Source organism: Alcanivorax sp. 24 (genome assembly GCF_004360225.1).
Classification (GTDB): domain Bacteria; phylum Pseudomonadota; class Gammaproteobacteria; order Pseudomonadales; family Alcanivoracaceae; genus Alloalcanivorax; species Alloalcanivorax xiamenensis.
The window spans coordinates 17,988-37,441 of sequence record NZ_SNUA01000011.1 but is presented as its reverse complement, the minus strand read 5'-3'; the positions used below and the strand labels follow the sequence as shown (position 1 = coordinate 37,441).

At 63.1% G+C, this 19,454-nt stretch carries 18 protein-coding genes; 6 read left to right on the top strand and 12 right to left on the bottom strand.

Going from position 1 to position 19,454, the window contains the following annotated elements:
- The first annotated feature begins 224 nt into the window (after positions 1-224).
- From E0L37_RS14775 to E0L37_RS14760, 4 genes are all read left to right on the top strand, one after another.
- Positions 225-1,262: an amino acid dehydrogenase gene (locus tag E0L37_RS14775; protein ID WP_133492486.1), complete on the top strand. Its 1,038-nt coding sequence runs from the start codon at positions 225-227 to the stop codon at positions 1,260-1,262.
- A 9-nt stretch (positions 1,263-1,271) separates the two neighbouring features.
- The gene (gene pdhA, locus E0L37_RS14770) at positions 1,272-2,285 is read left to right on the top strand and encodes a pyruvate dehydrogenase (acetyl-transferring) E1 component subunit alpha (RefSeq protein ID WP_133492485.1); all 1,014 of its coding nucleotides are present in this window, start codon (positions 1,272-1,274) and stop codon (positions 2,283-2,285) included.
- Positions 2,278-3,285 (top strand): alpha-ketoacid dehydrogenase subunit beta, encoded by a 1,008-nt coding sequence (locus E0L37_RS14765; protein WP_133492484.1) that lies wholly within the window; start codon positions 2,278-2,280, stop codon positions 3,283-3,285. The genes pdhA and E0L37_RS14765 overlap by 8 nt, the downstream gene beginning before the upstream one ends.
- Before the next feature lie 150 nt (positions 3,286-3,435).
- Complete coding sequence (locus E0L37_RS14760) at positions 3,436-4,533, top strand: dihydrolipoamide acetyltransferase family protein (RefSeq protein WP_133492483.1); 1,098 nt, start codon at positions 3,436-3,438, stop codon at positions 4,531-4,533.
- A gap of 356 nt (positions 4,534-4,889) precedes the next feature.
- On the opposite strand, the gene E0L37_RS14750 is transcribed toward E0L37_RS14760, so the two are convergent.
- The 11 genes from E0L37_RS14750 to topA form a co-directional block, all read right to left on the bottom strand.
- Complete coding sequence (locus tag E0L37_RS14750; RefSeq protein WP_133492481.1) at positions 4,890-6,074, bottom strand: hypothetical protein; 1,185 nt, start codon at positions 6,072-6,074, stop codon at positions 4,890-4,892.
- Positions 6,075-6,163: 89 nt separating this feature from the next.
- Complete coding sequence (locus E0L37_RS14745) at positions 6,164-7,168, bottom strand: DUF72 domain-containing protein (RefSeq protein ID WP_133492480.1); 1,005 nt, start codon at positions 7,166-7,168, stop codon at positions 6,164-6,166.
- 320 nt (positions 7,169-7,488) lie between these two features.
- Positions 7,489-8,223, bottom strand: coding sequence for an S-methyl-5'-thioinosine phosphorylase (locus E0L37_RS14740; protein WP_133492479.1), 735 nt, complete (start codon positions 8,221-8,223; stop codon positions 7,489-7,491).
- A gap of 9 nt (positions 8,224-8,232) precedes the next feature.
- Positions 8,233-8,796, bottom strand: coding sequence for a hypoxanthine-guanine phosphoribosyltransferase (locus E0L37_RS14735; protein WP_133492478.1), 564 nt, complete (start codon positions 8,794-8,796; stop codon positions 8,233-8,235).
- Positions 8,780-9,940 carry a mechanosensitive ion channel family protein gene (locus E0L37_RS14730; RefSeq protein WP_133492477.1) on the bottom strand — a complete coding sequence of 387 codons (1,161 nt, stop codon included), beginning with the start codon at positions 9,938-9,940 and terminating at the stop codon, positions 8,780-8,782. The genes E0L37_RS14735 and E0L37_RS14730 overlap by 17 nt, the downstream gene beginning before the upstream one ends.
- The gene (gene nagZ, locus E0L37_RS14725) at positions 9,937-10,959 is read right to left on the bottom strand and encodes a beta-N-acetylhexosaminidase (RefSeq protein WP_133492476.1); all 1,023 of its coding nucleotides are present in this window, start codon (positions 10,957-10,959) and stop codon (positions 9,937-9,939) included. Before nagZ ends, E0L37_RS14730 begins: the two co-directional genes overlap by 4 nt.
- Positions 10,960-10,963: 4 nt before the next feature.
- A complete protein-coding gene (locus E0L37_RS14720) occupies positions 10,964-11,434 on the bottom strand; it encodes a L,D-transpeptidase (RefSeq protein ID WP_133492475.1) in 471 nt (156 codons plus the stop codon).
- Positions 11,435-11,649: 215 nt separating this feature from the next.
- Positions 11,650-12,276 (bottom strand): TetR/AcrR family transcriptional regulator, encoded by a 627-nt coding sequence (locus tag E0L37_RS14715; RefSeq protein WP_133492474.1) that lies wholly within the window; start codon positions 12,274-12,276, stop codon positions 11,650-11,652.
- 71 nt (positions 12,277-12,347) lie between these two features.
- Entirely contained in the window at positions 12,348-13,373 is a 1,026-nt protein-coding gene (locus E0L37_RS14710; protein ID WP_133492473.1) for a CNNM domain-containing protein, read from the bottom strand.
- Between the two features lie 28 nt (positions 13,374-13,401).
- Entirely contained in the window at positions 13,402-13,929 is a 528-nt protein-coding gene (locus E0L37_RS14705; RefSeq protein ID WP_133492472.1) for a hypothetical protein, read from the bottom strand.
- Between the two features lie 100 nt (positions 13,930-14,029).
- A complete protein-coding gene (gene topA, locus E0L37_RS14700; protein WP_133492471.1) occupies positions 14,030-16,756 on the bottom strand; it encodes a type I DNA topoisomerase in 2,727 nt (908 codons plus the stop codon).
- Positions 16,757-17,016: 260 nt separating this feature from the next.
- Between topA and E0L37_RS14695 the strand changes: the two genes are divergently transcribed.
- Positions 17,017-17,475: a universal stress protein gene (locus tag E0L37_RS14695; protein ID WP_133492470.1), complete on the top strand. Its 459-nt coding sequence runs from the start codon at positions 17,017-17,019 to the stop codon at positions 17,473-17,475.
- A 66-nt stretch (positions 17,476-17,541) separates the two neighbouring features.
- Here E0L37_RS14695 and E0L37_RS14690 read toward each other — a convergent pair whose 3' ends face one another.
- Positions 17,542-18,192, bottom strand: coding sequence for a cyclic nucleotide-binding domain-containing protein (locus tag E0L37_RS14690; RefSeq protein ID WP_133492469.1), 651 nt, complete (start codon positions 18,190-18,192; stop codon positions 17,542-17,544).
- 399 nt (positions 18,193-18,591) lie between these two features.
- Between E0L37_RS14690 and lexA the strand changes: the two genes are divergently transcribed.
- A complete protein-coding gene (gene lexA, locus E0L37_RS14685; RefSeq protein ID WP_022994437.1) occupies positions 18,592-19,206 on the top strand; it encodes a transcriptional repressor LexA in 615 nt (204 codons plus the stop codon).
- The last annotated feature ends 248 nt before the right edge of the window (positions 19,207-19,454 follow it).

Genomic DNA, 19,454 nt, shown 5'->3' with positions numbered 1-19,454 from the left:
CTGTGGGAAGCTGCCTTGGCAGCGAATGACCACGGCATGTCTCTTGTCGCGCGCGAGTCGCCCCGTCATACCCAACCCCGCTAACCCCTCCCCGCCATATAACCAATCGATCCAAGCACCCTCTCCAAACCCGCGCTATGGTTTAAGCAAAGGGGCCGTGATCCGGCCCCGGAACCGCCCACAGCGGGCTTACCGGCCCCCGGGACGACAAGGAGAGCGTTGCCATGTTCGCTAACCTCGAACGGACCAACGTTGCCGAGCTGCACCTGCATCGTGATCCGCACTCCGGGCTGCGTGCCCTTATCGCCATTCACTCCACCCAACTGGGTCCCGCCGTCGGCGGCTGCCGCTGCCTGCGCTACGACGACGAAAACGCCGCTTTGGAGGACGTCACGCGTCTGGCCCGGGGCATGAGCTACAAGGCCGCCCTGGCCGGGCTGCCCCTGGGCGGCGGCAAGGCGGTGATTCTGGAACCCACGGACGGCTATGACCGGGGCGCCCTGTACCGGGCCTTCGGCCGCGCCGTGGACAGCCTCAATGGCCGTTACACCACCGCCGTGGACGCCGGCACCGGCCTTGAAGATCTGGACCAGGTGGCCCGTACCACCCGCCATGTCTGGGGCTACAGCGGTGACGGCCTGGACCCGTCGCCACTCACCGCTCTGGGCGTGTTCGCCGCCCTCGACGCCAGCGTCCGCCACCGCCTGCACCGCGACAACCTGCGCGGTCTGCACTTCGCCGTGCAGGGCGTGGGGCATGTGGGCAGCCGCCTCGCGCTGCTGCTGACCCGGGCCGGCGCCCGTCTCACCCTGGCCGACGCCGATGCCAAACGGGCCGGCGAACTGGCCGCCCGGCTGGGGGCCCGGATCGTGGCTCCCGACGCCATCTACGACGTGCCCTGCGACGGCTTCGTGCCCTGCGCCCTGGGCGCCGTGCTCAATCGCGACACCATCGCCCGGCTGCGTGCGCCGCTGGTGGCGGGCAGCGCCAATAATCAACTGGCCGGGGACGAGGACGGTGAACGGCTGCGCCAGCAGGACATCCTTTATGCGCCGGATTACGTCACCAATGCCGGCGGCCTGATCGACCTGGCCCTGGGACACGCCGGTGTCGGACCGACCCGCATCCGCCAGCACGTCCTGGCCATCGGCACGACCCTGACGCGGATCTTCCGTGAAGCGGAACAGGCCGGCTGGTCCACCAGTGCCACCGCTGACGATCTGGCGGAACAACGGCTCAATGGCCATCGTAACGTGGCCTGAGGAGGTGCTATGAGAACCGACCATGACCACCGTCGAGTGGCGGGTTACAAGACCATGGCGATGATCCGTCACTTCGATAAGAAAGCAGTGAACCTGCAACGCACCGGGCGGCTGGGCACCTACGCCTCCTGCCTGGGCGCCGAAGCGATCGGTACCGCCGCCGGGCTGGCGCTGACCCGGGACGATTACTTCGTGCCCTACTACCGCGACCACGCCACGCTTTATCTGCGCGGCGTGCCGCTGCATCAAATTCTGCAGTACTGGGGCGGCGACGAGCGTGGCAACGCTTTTCCCGCCGACAGCGACGCCCGCCGCGATCTGCCCTACTGCGTGCCCATCGCCACCCAACTGACTCAGGCCGCCGGCATCGCCAGTGCCGCCAAGCTGCGCCACAAACACGCCGCCGTGCTCGCCACCTGCGGCGACGGCGCCACCTCACGGGGTGATTTTTACGAAGCGCTCAACGTGGCCGGCGTCTGGCAGCTGCCGCTGGTGGTGCTGATCAATAACAATCAGTGGGCCATCTCCGTGCCCCGGGGACTGCAGACCGCCTGCGCCAGTCTGGCCGACAAAGCGGTGGCCGCCGGCATTCCCGGCGTGCAGGTGGACGGCAACGACCTGGATGCGCTGCTCAAGGTACTGGACGACGCCCTGGAACGGGCCCGTGCCGGCAAGGGCACCACCCTGGTCGAAGCGATCAGCTACCGACTCAGCGATCACACCACCGCCGACGATGCCAGCCGCTACCGCAAAGCCAGCGATCTGCACCGGGCCTGGCAGAACGAGCCGGTGCGGCGCCTGCGCGACACTCTGGCTGAATCCGGTCTGTGGGATGCCCAGCGGGAAACCGACTGGCAGCAACAGTGCGAGCGCACCGTGGAAGAGGCCATCGACACCTACCTGAATCTGCCCCCGGCCCCGGCCACCGACATGCTCGACTACCTTTACGCGGCTCTACCCGCCGCCCTGCGCGACCAGCGCGCCGCCCTGGCGGCGCTCAACCAGGAGGTGCGTCATGGCTGAACTGCAAACCCACGGCGCCCATGCGGTCCCCATGAATCTGCTGGAAGCGGTCAACCGCGCCCTGGTGCGGGCCATGGCCGAGGACGACAGTGTGGTTCTGCTCGGCGAGGACATCGGCACCAACGGCGGCGTGTTCCGCGCCACCGAGGGGCTCAAGGCACAATTCGGCTTCCGCCGGGTGATGGACACGCCGTTGGCGGAGAATCTGATCGCCGGCCTGGCCGTGGGCATGGCCAGCCAGGGGCTGAAACCGGTGGCGGAGATCCAGTTCATGGGTTTCATTTACGCCGCCCTGGAGCAGATCCTCAGCCACGCCGCCCGTTTACGTAACCGCACCCGCGGCCGGCTCAGTTGTCCGCTGGTGATAAGGGCGCCCTACGGAGGCGGCATTCACGCGCCGGAACATCACAGTGAAAGCACCGAGGCCCTGTTCGCGCATATCCCCGGCCTGCGTGTGGTGATGCCATCCTCGCCGTCCCGCGCCCACGGCCTGCTGCTGGCCGCCATCCAATGTCCGGACCCGGTGATCTTCCTGGAACCGAAGCGCCTGTACCGGCTGAAACGGCTGCCGGTGGTGGCGGACGGCGAGCCCTTGCCGCTGGATACCTGCTTCACCCTGCGCACCGGCGACGATCTCACCCTGATCAGTTGGGGCGCGGCCATCCACGAAACCCTGGGTGCCGCCGATCAACTGGCGGCGGAAGGCATCAACGCCGAAGTGATCGACGTGGCCTGTCTGAACCCATTGGACCGGGATACCCTGGTGGCATCAGTGAGCCGCACCGGCCGTGCCGTGATCGTTCATGAAGCCCCCAGGCACGGCGGCATGGGTGCTGAAATCGCCGCCACCCTCGCCAACCAGGCGCTGCTGCATCTGCGCGCTCCGGTGGAGCGGGTCACCGGCTATGATTGCCCGATGCCCTACTTCCAACTGGAGCAGCATTATTTGCCGAATGTGGAACGGATCGTGGCGGCGGCGAAGCGGACGCTGGTGTATTGATGAGGCGCTTGCACGCTTGCACGCCAAAGTATCAGCGGCCTTCTCCAAGTGAGACAACCGGAAATAGGCGCCTTACTCGGCAAGTATGGCGTGTTAGCGTGTTGCGTGTTGCGTGTTGCGTGCAAGCGCGACTGACCAGGGAGCACACTCATGAGCTACTTCACTCTGCCGGATCTGGGCGAAGGCCTTCAGGAAGCGGAAGTGATCGAATGGCACGTCAAGGAAGGCGAAGAGGTTAACGTGGACCAGGTGCTGCTGAGCGTGGAGACGGCCAAGGCCATCGTCGATATTCCGGCGCCGAAAGCCGGTGTCATCGCCCGCCGCTTCGTCGCCGAAGGCGATCTGGTGCACACCGGCGAGCCGCTGCTGGCGTTCGAGGGCGAGGAGGACACCAGCCAGAGCGTGGTCGGTGAGTTGGCCAGTGAACAGGACGGCGACCGTGATGATTTCATCATCGGCGCCGCCGCCGGCAACCGGGGCGGCCCGGGCGCGGCGCCGGCGATCCGTGCCCTGGCCCAGCATCTGGGCGTGGATCTGGCGCGTCTCAAGGGCAGTGGCCCCGGCGGCACCATTACCCTTAACGACGTGCAACAACACGCCAGGCTGAAACAAAGCCACGGCGACAGCACCCCGCTAAAGGGGGTGGCCCGTACCATGGCCAAAACCATGGCCAGCGCCGGCCAGCAGGTGGTGCCGGTCAGCCTGTTCGATCAGGTCAGCATCCGTCATTGGCGCGCCGGCACCGACATCATGTTGCGTCTGATCCACGCCATCGTCGCCGGTTGCCGGTCGGAACCGGCGGTCAACGCCTGGTTCGACGGTGATCAACTGAGCATGCGCAAAGTAGAAAAAATCGATCTGGGTATCGCCGTGGACACCCCGGACGGCCTGTTCGTGCCGGTGCTGCGCGATATCGCCAACCGCGACGATGACGACTTGCGCGAGGGCCTCAACCGGCTTCGTCGGGACGTGGAGCAGCGTAAGATCCCCCCTCGTGAACTACAGGGCGCCACCTTGTCATTGAGCAACTTCGGCACCCTCGGCGGCCGTTTCGCCACCCCGGTGGTGGTGCCGCCACAAGTGGCCATTGTCGGTGCCGGCAAGGCCTTCACACAGCCCGGATTCAACAACGGCGAGGTGTTCGAGGACAAACAACTACCGCTGTCGCTGACCTTCGACCACCGCGCCCTGAACGGCGGCCAGGCGGCACGCTTTCTGGCGGCCTTGCTGCAATCGCTGGCAAACTAGCTCGATACCGTTGCCATGCCAACCGGCACCTTACTCACTCCCGAAGACGCCATTCCGCTCCCCGCCGATGTACTGGGCAGTGACGATCCGGACGACATCATCGGCGCCAATATCGATGTGTTGAACGCGCTGTTTTCCGAGTACCTGGGGATCACCGATTCGAGGCGCTTTCCGACCCTTTTTACGCCGCCCAGGAGAGCGGGGACCTGTTCCGGCTTAACGCGGACTGGCTCACCCGATCGGACCGAGCGTATAGCCCAGACCCTCAACAACGAACCGGACTGCATGAAACGGATAAGAGCCCTGTGCTCCGAAGCGGGTCAGGAACTGGAACAGGTCACCGCCGGAGACCGCCTTTACCCGTCCCCTTCCAGCCAATCCTGGATCAGACGGCCGGCGGAACGCTTGCGGCCCGCGCTGATGTCCGCTCGCGGCACGTCATAAACCATACCGTATTGCTCTCGCAAGGCCCGCAACCACCGCGGAAAACGCCCCAGATTGCCCTTGCCAAGCCCTTCCATGCCCATGTCATTTCTTACCGGGCCTTTGCTGCCTTCCACGAAACGGCGGCCCTTGGCGTCCTCGATACGCAGTTCCCAATCCCAGTCCGGTTCCGGCATCAGATTCAACATCAGGTTGGGGGCTTGCCACCCCTGCCCGTCATTGCCTTCCTGGGGGATGCGAATCCGCACCTGCCAATCCTCCCCGGCCTCGAACGGCAATCCCAAGGCACGTGCCAGCATTGCGCTTTCGGTGGCTTCCCGGCGTGCGCGGTGGACCTCGGCCAGTCGCCCGGCCCATTGATGAAATTCCGTCTCCCGCGGCGCGCAATCTTCCAGTACCGCCTGAACCGTCTTGTGCAGTATGTCCAGGTGAGTCTCCCGGTTGGGAAACGCCATGTCACCGTCCAGCATGTCGCGGACCAGCTCGGTGCGCACTTCCGGATTCAGCAACGCGGTCAATACCATGCCCCAGAATCTCAGGTTCACGGTGTCGTAAAGATCGTCACCGTAGCGGCGGTCATGGCGATAGCGTAAATGACGCAGCAGCTGCAAAATCCGTTCGCCGTCCTTGGCAAAGGGAGCGAACTTCACTTTCTTTGCCCGCTGATTGGGCAGCGTGGTGTACTTGCCCAATTGGCTCACCAGCTTCAGACGGGTTTTAAGATCCGTCGCCGTGGACGTTTCGCCGATGGGCAGGGACCCGCTCTCGTCGAAGCCGAACACCAGCAGGTTGATATGCCGCTCACTGCTGTTGACCGGGTAGCCCCGATCCTGCAAGGGCAACACTTGCCGATAAGCGTCGCGCAACAACGGCAGTTCTTTGTTGGAGACCGCCGGGATGCCGCCCGCCACGCGCAGATAATGAAAATAGAAACGGGTTCTCTGGTCCGGCGTCAGGGCGGCCGGCAGCTTGGCGGCATGGGGCCCCAATAAATGATGATTTTGCGGCCAGAAATGGCCTTGCCGCTCCTGCTGCAACGCCTCATCTTCATCCGCTATGAACGCCCGGCACAGGGCTTCGATATCCGCTCCACTCATTTTCATCACATCCCTTTGTCGACGTCCTGGTGCGAAACCTTAGCAGATCCGTTGGGAAATGCCCCGGCACCATAGCTCTCGGCGCCGGATCAGGCGGGGCCGACCCGGGCCCGCACCGCCTCGGCCAGCGCCGCCACGGATAATGGCGAACAGCCTTCCGCTTTATTACTGAGCGTCACATAAGCCGGTTGCCCCGCGCCCACGGTACCGGCGATCACCTGTGCCAGGGCCTCGCGGGTTTCCGGGTCCGGATCCACCAGTTTGTCGAACGGCGAATACTGGTCCCGTGCCCTTTCATAGCCGTAAGCGCCGTGCTTCAGATTGAGGTTCCAGCGACATACCAGTGGGCCGGGCCAGAGCGCGCGCAGAATTGGCAGTTGCTCGGCAATCGGCGGCATCTTGCCATGGAGACCGAGGCAGTAGGTGGCGCCGGTATCCTTAAGGGCGTCCACGAAGGCCGGGGTCAGCCATTGCCGGTCGCGCACCTCCACCGCCACCACCGCCTCCGGGTAACGGGCCTTGAGCGCCATGGTGCTTCGCAACAGCGCATGCAGCCCTTCGGTCAGCCGTTCCATTTCAGTGAGCCAGTGGGAGGGTAACGGGCTGATCTGAAACACCAACGCCCCCAGCTTCGGCCCCAGGCCGGCTCCGGCCGGTTCGACCAACTCGGCCCGGGCGGCCGCCGCATCCAGAAAGTCAGGGTTGATCCTCTCTCCCTTGCCCCCGCTGCCTCGCAGCAGAGGATCGGTGACCCGGCTCGGCGCCTTGACCACGAAACGAAAATCATCGGGGACCCGCGCCGCGTGATCGGCGTATTGCTCCACGCTCAACGGCTGATAAAAGCCGCGATCCAGACCAACGGCACGAAACAGGGGATGTCTGGCATAAGCGCTCAGTCCCCGGCGGGACAACTGCTCTTCGCTGTAGAGTTTGTCCCAAACCAGCCCGGCCCAGCCCGGATAGTGCCAGGACGAGGTACCCATTCTGAGCGTCTCCGGCAAAGCCGCCGCCAGCGGGATCAGCGACGCTTCCGGTGTGGCCGCCCGTACTTCCGAAGGAATCGCACTGTCATCGGCAAACAGAGAACTTTGCATGATGCTCCCCTTTTTGCGGAAACGTTTCCTCACGCCGGTGATGAACTCCCGGGCAGCCGGCATACTGTTCACCGATCGACTTCAGTCCCTCGAAATTATTCTGGTTTCAGTAGTGCAGGTTCGGGACTCATGTTGCAAACGCCTGAGTAAACCTCATTCACTTGCAAGCAAGCTTCCCACAGCGGCTACGCGGAAAGGCCGTGGGAGACCAGCTTGCTGGCGAATACTGCCCCTCCGGCGTTCCCCCCTGCGCTTGCAAGGAATCTCCCACAAGGACGTCGTGGCCGCCAAGAACAACGCTACGGGACTGCGGCCGTGCCTTAGCAGTGCCCCGCCAGATCCGCCAGTACCCGGCACACTCCGGCCATGCCATCGTGAATTACCACTTCGATCTCGGCCATGGTGATCTCCCGGTCGGATTTGCCAGCGCCAGGGTTCACCACCAGGGACAGCATCGCATAGGGGATGTCCAGTTCCCGGGCCAGAACCGCTTCCGGCATGCCGGTCATGCCGACCACGTCGCAGCCGTCACGCTCCATGCGCAAAATCTCCGCGGCGGTTTCCAGTCGCGGCCCCTGAGTGGCGCCGTAACAGCCACCGTCGGTCCAGGCCAGGCCACTGACGGCCAGCCGTTCCTGGAGCGCGGCGCGCAAGGCGGCGTCGAACGGCCAACTGAAATCCACGTGCACCAGCGGCTCGTCCTTATCGTCGAACAACGTCATGTCACGGCCGTAGGTGTAGTCGATGATCTGATCCGCCAGCACCAGGGCGCCGGTGGGCGCTTTGTCGGTGATCCCGCCCACCGCGTTGACGGCGACGATGGCGCTGGCGCCCGCTTCCTTCAGCGCCACCATATTGGCCCGGTAGTTGACCTGATGAGGCAGCAACACATGGGGATCGCCATGACGGGCCAGGAACAGCACCTCGCGACCGTTGAGTTGTCCTTCCACCACCGGCGCCGACGGCTCACCGAAACGGGTGGTCAGGGTCTGGCTGCCGGTAATGCGCAGGTTGTCCATGCGCGTCAGACCGGTACCGCCAATGAATGCCAGCATCTCGCTTCCTTATTCTTCCACGGCGAAAATGCCGGGGGCGTTGCGCCAATAGCCCTTGTAGTCCATGCCCATGCCGAACAGGTAAAAATCCTCGGCCTCCAGCGCGGTGTAATCAGCCTTCAGACCCGGCCGCGCCTTGCGGTCGTGCACCTTGTCCACCAGCACGCAGGTTTTCACGCTGGTGGCCCCCTGGGCGTGGCAGGCATCGACGATCGCCAACAAGGTGGAGCCGACATCGAGAATATCGTCGAGGATGATCACGTCTCGCCCGGACAGGCTGGCACCCGGAGTGACGATCCACTCCACCTCCCCGCCCCGGGTGTCACCCAGATAGCGGGAAGCGTGCAGATAGTCCATTTCCAGCGGAAAATCCAGGCGCGTGAGCAAATGTCCGGCGAAGATCATGCCGCCGTTCATGATGGTGACGAACAGCGGGAAGCGCTCGCTGTAGTCCTCGGTGAGCTGAATCGCCAGTTTGCCAATGGCCGCTTCCACCTGATCCTGGGAATGGAGTTGGCGCGCATCGCGGCGCACCTGCATCAACTCCTGCTTTACCTCATCCGCGATGGGCATGCCGTGCCTCCTCGGCAGCCGGCGCCGATGGGGTATCCTGTTGATCGTCATCGCTGACCATGTGCAGAGTACGGGTCGGGAAGGCGAACTCGGCGCCATGCTGCTCGACGATCTCCATGATCTTCATCAGCACATCCTGCTTGATCTCATGGAAACGCACCCAGTTGGTGGTTTTGGTGAAGGTATAGATGAAGAATTCGATGTGCGAAGCGCCATAGGTATCGAAATTGACGATCAGGGTACGGGCGTCGGTTTCGATGTCATCGTGATCGATCAGCATTTGCCGGACCTCGGCGACAATGGCCGGCATTTTCCGCCAGTCCTGATAGCGGATACCGATCTTCTCGTTGATCCGCCGATTGAACATGCGCGCCGGATTCTCCAGCACGATGGTGGTGAACAACGAGTTGGGAATGTACAGCGGACGTTGATCAAAAGTGCGAATGCGGGTCAGCCGCCAACCAATATGCTCCACTGTCCCCTCGATGGTCCGGTCCGGCGAGCGCACCCACTCCCCCACTTTGAACGGCTTGTCCATGTAGATCATCATGCCGCCAAAGAAGTTGGCGAGCAGATCCTTGGCGGCGAACGCCACCGCCATGCCCCCGATACCACCGAAGGCGAGCACGCCGGATACGCTGTAGCCCAGCGCCTGCAGAATGATCAGCAAGGAGGTAATGATCACCGACACCCGCAACAGCTTGGACACCGCCGCCGCGGTGGTGGTATCCATCGGTTTCTTCATCCGGCCGGGGTCGGTCAGATTATGCTCGACGCCGGTGATCAGGCGATTGAAAAACATGGCGATGATGGCAATGAACGCCACCCGGCGGACCATGCCCACATGCTCGAACAAGGCGCTTTCGGAGACGTCGTAGAGCATCTCCGCCGCCACCGACAACCCGATCACCCAGGTCACCAGCCGCAACGGCAGACGCAGCGCCTCGATCAGCACATCGTCCCATTTGCTGGCGGTCTTTTCCCCCAGCACGGTGAGGATGTCCAATATCCGCATCATCAGGAAATTCAGCGATACGGTACAAAACACCACCACGAACACCTGGGTCAGCCAGATGATCGTTTGCGTTTCCGGGCCGGGCCACTGGAGCAACAGTTTCCAGTTCAGCAGGGCCTCCCAATTCATGCGTTTTCTCCTGACAATTGTTCGGCGATATCACAGGCCCGTTGGCGGCGGGCCGGGCTCATCGGCCGGCGCGGGCGCGCCCGCAAAGCACTGGCTGGCACCCCTTTCGGCAATGCTTGTTGCTCCAGCCAGGACAGCACCGCCAGGGCACCGGCGCGATCGTTGCATACCAGCACCATGTCGCAGCCGGCGTTCAGGGCCGCCCCCGCCCGCTGCGTATAATCTCCGGCCGCGGCGGCGCCGGCCATGGTCAGATCATCGGAAAAGATCACGCCCCGGAAGCCCAGCTCCTCGCGCAGCACTTTCTGTAACCAGTAGCGGGAAAAACCGGCGGGCTGGGCGTCCATGGCCGGGTAGCGCACATGGGCAGGCATGATGCCGTCCAGGCGCGGCGCCAGCGCCCGGAACGGCGCCAGATCGGCGGCCATTTCAGACAGCGTGCGCGGGTCCTCCGGCAATTCCAGATGGGAGTCGGCCTGGACATGGCCATGACCGGGGAAATGTTTACCGGTGGCGCTCATGCCGGCCCGCTGCATGCCGTCCAGAAAGGCATCCGCCAGGGTGATCAGCACGTCGACGTCATTGCTGAAGCTACGATCTCCAATCACCGTGCTGCGACCGTGATCCAGATCCAGCACCGGCGCGAAGCTGATGTCGATGTCCACGGCGCGCACTTCGTCGGCCATCAGTTCGCCGAGCAGCTCCGCGGCCTCGCGGCCAGCCCGGGGATCCTGCTGATAACGCCGTCCCAGCGTGCCCATGGCCGGCAGCCGGGTAAACCCTTCACGCAGGCGCTGCACCCGCCCGCCTTCCTGGTCCACGGCGATCAGTAATTCCGGCCGCAGCGCCCGCATGGACGCCACCAGATCACGTACCTGCAGCGGGTCCTGATAGTTGCGGCTGAACAAAATCACCCCGCCGACGGCGGGATGAACGAGTAAATCGCGCTCCTCACTGGTGAGCGCGACGCCTTCCAGATCCAGCATCAGCAAAGGCTGGGTGTTATTGGCCTGATTCATGTGATTACTCGGTGATGGAGACCCCGCACCCCAATGGCACGCGGTCGAACAAATCGATGACGTCGGCGTTACGCATGCGGATACAACCGTGGGAGGCGGGCTGCCCCATGGGCTCATGATCCGGCGTGCCGTGAATATAAATAAAGCGCCGGAAACTATCCACGTCACCGCCCTGGTTTTTACCCGGTTCCAGCCCTCCGAGCCAGAGAATGCGACTGAGCACCCAGTCCCGCTCCGGTTCCGCCGCGGCCCGTTCCGGTGTCAGGATCTCGCCGCTGAAGCGGCGTCCGCGAAACACCGCGCCCACGGGAAGCCCCTCGCCGATACGGGCACGCACCAGATGTTCCCCACGGGGCGTGCCGTTACTGCCGCTGCGCTCATCGGCACCGACCACCGCGGTGGAAACCGGATAACGACGCTGGCCGGCGCCATCGAGGGTCAGGGTCTGTTCGGCAAGGGAAATAATGATATGCATAGGACCAACGCGGGAAAGTTGACAGTGGATGGTGGACAGTTGACGGCGGAAACACAAACAACCTGTTCTTTAGCCGCTGTGGGAAGCTTGCTTGCAAGCGAATGGGTTCGCTCAAGCGTTTGCAATATTCGCTTGCAAGCAAGCTTCCCACAGCGGCTCAGGGTCACCTGTTTTTTGGACTGTCAACTATCCACTGTCAACTATCAACTGTCTTTTCAGTTGCCTTTTATCCCGCCCACCACGAAGGGCAGCAGATGCTGGGCGATATCGCTGGCGGACACCGAACGGTTGAAGTCCTTCTTGCTGATGGTCTGCAGGGATTCCATACCGGAAAGCGTGAAGATCACCGCCCCGAGGCTGAAGTGCACGCGCCAGAACAACTCCACCGGCGGCACATCCGGTGCGGTGCGGCGCAGCAAGGTGGTGAACTGGTTGAAAACATCGCCGTAATGCTTGCGCAGATAGGCGCGCAGATGGTCCTGCGGCTGGCTGTAGGCCTGGCCGGCCAGGCGGAAGAAGATCATGGCGCGTCGTGGCTCCTCGGTACCGGAGCCCAACGCCAGCCGCGATGCCACGGTCAACAGCCGCTCCAGACTGAGCGGACCGTCGTCCAGCTCCAGTTCCTTCAACTTCACCGACAACGCCTGGCAGAACGGCGTCAGATAGCGCTCGAACACCGCCTGGATCAGCGCCTCCTTGGAGCCGAAATGGTAGTTCACCGCGGCCAGATTAACACCGGCCTTGCCGGTAATCGCGCGCAGGCTGGTTTCCGCGAACCCCTTCTGGGCGAACAGCACTTCCGCCGTATCAAGGATGCGGCGCACAGTATCGGATTGAGACATGGAGACCTGCCGGGCTGAAAGCAAACGTTTGAAACATACGTTTGGCGGCGATCACCGTCAAGCAGAGGCCGTTATTCCGGGGCGCCCTTGCGTTTGAGTTTGCGGCTCCAGCGCTGGCGGGCATAGTGGCGCAGATTGGCCACATTATCGGTTTCGTCCATGATTTCCTGACCGAGGATGGTTTCAATGATGTCTTCCATGGTGACCAGGCCCACCCAGGTCCCCAGGTCATCGTAGACCAGGCCCAGGTGTTGCCGGTCACGCAGCATCTCACCAAACACCGTCTCGATGTTTGTGTCGGTGCGGAACAAGGCCATGGCACGGGCCAGTTCGCCCACGGTACGCTCGTCTTCCACTTCCAACAGATCGCTTTTGTGCACATAGCCGAGTGCTTCATCCTTGTCGTTCAGCACCGGATAGCGGGAAAAAGGCGTGGACACCAGGTGGTGGCGCACTTCGGCCACGGTCTGCTCCGGGCGCAGCGATTCCACCACCGTACGAGGGGTCATCACCTTGTCGACCCTGATGTCATGGAGGCTGAGAATATTGGCGATGACCCGCCGCTCGCCCTCATCCAGCGCCTGCTGCTCGTGGCCAATCGCCGCCATCGCCTTCAACTCCGCCCGAATGTCGGTATCCGGCTCGCCGTCGCCAATCCGCCGGGTAATCATTTTCGATAACCACACGAACGGCTTGAGTACCCAGATCATGACATTGAGCACCGGCGGCAGCAGCGGCGCCAGGGCGCGCCAGAATTTGGCGCCAATGGTCTTCGGAATAATCTCGGAGACGATCAGGATGGCCAGCGTCATGACCGCCGAGGCCACACCCAGCCAGGTTTCCCCGAACAGCACCGCCACCTGGGCGCCGACCCCGGTGGCGCCGGCGGTATGGGCGATGGTATTGAGCGTGAGAATGGCCGCCAGCGGGTCGTCGATGTCATCCTTGAGGTGCCGCAGACGTTCAAACAACTTGGGTTTGTCGTCCTTGAGACCGGCGATGTAGCTGGGGGTGATGGACAGCAGAGCGGCTTCCAGAATCGAGCAGAGGAACGAGAACCCCAAAGCAATGGCGGCGAAGATGATCAGTAACAACATGTCGCTCCCCGCTTACCATTCTCCATACTTACCATTCATCCATATAAGTACCGAACAAGCCAAGCAGTTCCTCTACCCGGTCGGCCGCCTTTTGCAGACGCTCCAGGTCACCGTCGGCCAGGGGCGCGTAAGGATCCTCGGCGCGCAGAGCCAGGGCGTTGGTTTCACCGGGAGGCGTGGCCCGGCGCGCCAGACCGGCGGCGCCCACCGCGGCGCGCAGCTCCAGATCCAGCCAGCATACCGGATCGGAGCGATCCCGCCGCGCCTGGGTCAACAAATGCATCTCCGGGGCGCGAACACCGGTATTGGCGAAAGCCTGCTCCAGGACAGCGAGGCTGATCAGGTCATCGTAACCGGGCACCTGGTAGGACTTGGCGGACTGCCGCGCCATGCCCACCAGCACCGAATAGAGATGAAACACCACCGCGCCACGCAGCGCCAGGCGGTGCCCCACCGAATCGCCGGCCTCGGCCCGTAGTGTCTTGAGCAGGTCGCGGGCGAAAAACAACCGCTCACGCAGACCGCTGATTTCGTTTTCCCGCACCATTCGGGACATGGTTATCTCCGGCTATTCGCTGCTAAAGCCAGCTTCCCACAAAGAGAACGACAAAGCCGCTGTGGGAAGCCAGCTTGCTGGCGGAGAGGGCCGCGCTGTTTCATGATCCGCGGGCGGAGGCCTTCTTCCTGGTGGCGGTTTTCTTCTTCGCCGCCGCTTTCTTCTTCGGTGCGGCTTTCTTTTCTTCCACTTCCCACTTGCCGTCCCGATAGAAGGCGTACCAGCCGGTGGGCTTACCCTCCTCCTCGGTCATCACGTACTGCTCCTTGGCCTTGCGGCTGTAGCGCAGTACCGCCTTGCGCCCCTCGGAGTCCTCGCCGGGGGCTTGCGCGAGATAACGGTGTTTGGGATCCAGTTGCTCCGCCACGGACTGGATCTCCTCCACCAGCGGCGCCCGGGTTTCCCGGTTCTTGGGGAACTTGCTGGCGGCCAGGAACAGGCCGGACGCACCGTCACGCAGCAGGTAATGATCGTCCACCTTTTCGCACTTGAGATGCGGCATCGGGATCGGGTCGGCACGGGGCGGCGCCGGCTCACCGTTCTTCAGCAGCTTGCGTGTATTGCCGCAGTCATCGTTGGTGCACTTGAAGAACTTGCCGAACCGGCCGGTGCGCAACTGCATCTCGCTGCCGCACTTTTCACACTCCAGGGTCGGACCATCGTAGCCCTTGATGCGGAACTCGCCCTGCTCCACCACGTAGCCGTCGCAATCCGGGTTGTTACCACAGACGTGCAACTTGCGTTTCTCGTCGATGAGGAAGGATTCCATCGCCGTACCGCATTTGGGGCAACGCTTCTTGCGGCGCAACTCCTGGGTTTCCGCCTCGTCATCGTCGGCCCGCACCGCCTCCTCGCCGGGAAGCAGATTGAGCGTGGCGGTACAGCGTTCCTTGGGCGGCAGGCTATAACCGGAGCAACCCAGGAAGACACCGGTGGAGCCGGTACGGATTTGCATCGGACGGCCGCAGGTGGGACAGGCGATGTCGGTGTCCGTGGGCAGATTCGCACGCATGCCGCCCTTGGCCTGCTTGCCACTGCCCTCGCCCTGAGCGGCCTCCAGTTTGGCCTGAAAATCCTGGTAAAAATCGTTGAGCACATCACGCCAGTGGCGTTTGCCCTCCGCGATCTCGTCGAGGGTTTCCTCCATCCGCGCGGTGAAGTTGTAATCCATCAGATTGGGGAAGCTTTCCACCAGGCGATCGGTGACGATATCGCCCATCTTCTCCGCGTAAAAGCGGCGGCTTTCCTGCCGCACATAACCGCGATCCTGGATCGTGGAAATGATCGAGGCGTAGGTGGACGGCCGGCCGATACCGCGCTTCTCCAATTCCTTGACCAGACTGGCTTCCGTGTAACGGGCCGGCGGCTTGGTGAAATGCTGGGTGGCGTCGACCTGATCGATCACCAGCACGTCACCCTGCTTGAGATCCGGCAGCACCGTATCTTCCTGCCCCTTGCGCGCCGCCGGCGGCAGGATCCGGGTCCAGCCGTCGAACTTCATGATGCGGCCCTTGGCCTTGAGCTCGTAACCGTCCGCCTCGGCGGTCAGCGTGGTACTCAGGTATTCCGCCGGCGGCATCTGGCAGGCGATGAACTGGCGGCGGATCAATTCGTACAGGCGCTGGGCATCGCGCTCCATGTCCTTGAGCGACTCGGAGGTGCGATTGACATCGGAAGGCCGGATCGCTTCGTGGGCCTCCTGGGCGCCTTCCTTGCTGGAATAGGACAGTGGTTTCGCCGGCAGATATTTCTCGCCCAGCTTGTCATCGATCCAGGCCCGGCACGCCGTCACCGCGTCCGCGCTCAGGTTGGTGGAATCGGTACGCATGTAGGTGATATGGCCGGCCTCGTAGAGGCGCTGGGCCATCATCATGGTTTTCTTTACCCCGAAGCCCAGACGGGTACTCGCCGCCTGCTGCAGCGTGGAGGTGATGAACGGCGCCGAGGGTTTCGACCGGGTCGGCCGCTCCTCGCGCTGGGAAATGGTCAGTTGGCCGGCGCGATGCAGTGCCTCACGGTGGCGCTCGGCGTCCTCTGCGTTGTTTGGCCGGAAGTTTTCACCCTGGTAACGGGCCACCTGCAGACGCAGTTGGTCCGCTTGCTGCTTGCTGTCGTGGGTGTCGGCGTGCAGCTCCCAGAACTCCTCCGGGGTGAAGGCGCGGATTTCCCGCTCGCGCTCCACCACCAGCTCCACCGCCACCGACTGCACCCGGCCGGCGGACAGGCCGCGGGCGATCTTTTCCCACAACAGCGGTGAGATCATGAACCCCACCACCCGATCGAGGAAACGGCGTGCCTGCTGGGCTTCCACCCGGCTCATATCCAGCTTGCCCGGTTCCTGGAACGCGGCCTGGATCGCCTTCTTGGTGATCTCGTTGAACACCACCCGGTCGAAACGGTCATCGTCACCGCCGATCACTTCCCGCAGGTGCCAGGCGATGGCCTCCCCTTCGCGGTCCAAGTCAGTGGCGAGATAGATGCGCTCGGCCTTGGCGGCCAGACGCTTGAGTTCATCGATGACCTTTTCCTTGCCGGGCAGGATCTCGTAGTGCGCCTTCCAGCCATGGTCCGGGTCCACGCCCATGCGGTTGATCAATTGGGACTGCGCTTTCTTCTTTTTATAAACCTCGCGCTCTTCCTTCGGCAGCGAACGGGTATAGGCCGCCTCCTTGGCCCGTTCCTGGGGCGTGGACTTCTTGCCGCCGCCGCTGACCGGCAGATCGCGCACGTGGCCCACGCTGGACTTGACGATGAAGTCATCGCCCAAATAGCGGTTGATGGTCTTCGCCTTGGCCGGCGACTCCACAATTACCAGGGACTTACCCATTACGTTCGTCACCCACAACTGAATTACCGAGAAGTCGGTCGATCCGGCCTTCGCCTTGCCGGGAAAGGCCGGATACGATGTCCAGGCCCCGTTTCGGGGGCCCTCAGGGGCGCCTATTTAGACAGCGGCGCTAACGTCCGGTCAAGCTTCGGGGGGCCACAATCCCTTTTGGGGGCCTTTCAGCGGGCCTTGACCCGCATCAATCGACCGCTTCCCGGGACCGGGCTATACTCGATAAAAAGCGTTCGAGGGAGATCGCCGTGACCGCTCCGTATCAGAAAATTCTTGTCGCCATCGACTGCAGTGACGAGTCCGCCGACATCCTGTGCCGTGCCGCCGGGGTACTGGAGGGCAACGCCTCCGGCGAGTTGCACCTGATCCATGTGATCGAGCCGCTGGCACTGGCCTACGGCGCCGACGTGCCGATGGACGTCACCGACCTGCAAAGCGGCCTGGTCAAACAGGCACGCGAAACCGCCCTGGAATACGCCCGCCAGTACCAGATCAGCGAGGACCGCATCCATGTGGAACTCGGCTCCATCGAGAAGACCATCGTCGACAAGGCCGATGCCCTGGGCGCGGATCTGATCGTGGTGGGCAGTCATACCCGCAGCGGTCTGGCTCTGTTGCTGGGTTCCACCGCCCGCGGTCTGGTGCCCGGCGCCCATTGCGACGTATTGGCGGTGAAAGTCCAGCGCAAGGACAAGAAATCGGACTGACGGTTCGCGGCCTGATCGGTCCGTGAGCCATGCGACTGGCCGGCCAGCGGGCCGGCCGGGTTTTCACTATGTCATCGCCGGGCCGGCGCGGGGGTGGTCATTCCAACGGCACAGCAGCGCCGCCAGCGCCCGCGCCTGTTCACGCAGCGCCGCCAGCTCCCGCACGGTTTCCTTCTCGCCCTGATAAAGCGGGATCTTGCGCAGAGCCGCTTCCAGTTCCGCATCCGGCGCCGCCAGGCGCTGCACCTCCACCGCCCAGCGAATCTGATGCACCAGCATGTGAAACAGCGCCAGGCGGGTTGCAAGACTGAACAAGGCCAAGCTCGGCGCATCGAAATCAGCGAAGGACAAACGCGCCAGCACCGCCGGTTTCGCCTGATCCCCCTCCGCCACCTTCAAGGAGGCGCTGCGCGGCGTCTCCAGCAATAGCGACAACGCGCCGAACACTTCTCCCGGAGACACCCGGTAGACCACCGGCGGCGGTGAGCCTTCGCCAAGCACCCACAGTTCGCCGCGCAGCAGAAAATAAAGCCCGCGGGCCTCGGCACCGGCCTTGATCACCAGCTCGCCCGGAGCGGCTTCCAGAATCCGGGTAGCGGCCAGCAACAAGGCACGCTGATCGGCATCATCACGGGACACTTCATTGAAAAACGGCACGCCGGAAAGTAACGACGCCACCCTCGCCTGCTGAGAACGTTGCCATTCGGCCTGATTCATTTCTCCCCCAACCCACGGCGGCCCCACAGTCTTGGAACCGCTTGTCCGCACGCCATTCGCTGCCAAGGCAGCTCCCACAAAGGAAACTACGAAGCCGCTGTCGGAGCTTGCTTGCAAGCGAATGGGATAGGTCCGGGTGTTTGTATTATTCGCTGGCAAGCCAGCTTCCCACGGAGAGGTGCCACAAGCCACCGTGGGAGCTGCATTGGCAGCGAATACAACACCACGACGGCGCCTCCCCCCGGGAAGCGCCGAGCGCATAGCCTAGCCTGGATGGCCATGCAAGGCGAGTGGAGAGCGCTTTGTAACAACATCGGGGATGACAAAAATACTGGACATATTGTACTGTTCGTATTATCAGTACTCCATTCCCGTCGTGGCGACCCACAGGAGACCGACATGAGCAGCAAACTGACCCTCCGCCAGCAGCAGGTACTGGATTGCATCCGTGACTCCCAGGCGGACACCGGCATGGCCCCCACCCGGGCGGAAATCGCCGAACGAATGGGGTTCCAGTCCAAGAACGCCGCCTCCGATCACCTGCGGGCTCTGGAGCGTAAGGGCTATATCCGCCTGCACAGCGACCGCTCCCGCGGCATTCAGCTTTTGGAGTCCGCCCTCGGTGACGAGGACGAGCTTCCGGTGGTGGGCAAGGTGGCCGCCGGCACCCCGATCGAAGCGGTGGAAAACGTGCAGCGCACGGTACCGGTGCCGCGAGGACTGTTTCGCCAGCGGCCCACCTACCTGCTCCAGGTGCAGGGCGACAGCATGATCGACGCCGGCATCTTCGACGGCGATCTGATTGCCGTGCGCAAGAGCGAAACGGCCCGTTCCGGTGAAATCGTGGTGGCCCGCATCGGCGAGGAAGTGACGGTGAAAACGTTGCGGCTGAACAAATCCGATGCCACCTTGCTGCCGGCCAACGAAGACTACGAACCGATTCAGGTGCCCGCGGATCAGTTGATCATCGAAGGTGTGTTCGTCGGCCTGATCCGCGATCCGAACGCGCATTAAGAGCCATTCGCCGCCCCCGAAGAGACAACATGCGTTAGTGCCGGTTAGACTACGCACGCATTTGCGTTTTCTCCATGGCGCCCGTGGTCCTGTTGTCGCCACATTGATGGCCAGGGAATGAAAGGCCACGACCTTCCGTAGACGCCATGGAGACACCCTGAGACGTACCCTGAGACAGAGTTTCCATGAACAGGACGGTCAGGACCAAGGATAAGAAGCACAGTGATAACGGCGACATCAGTCGACGT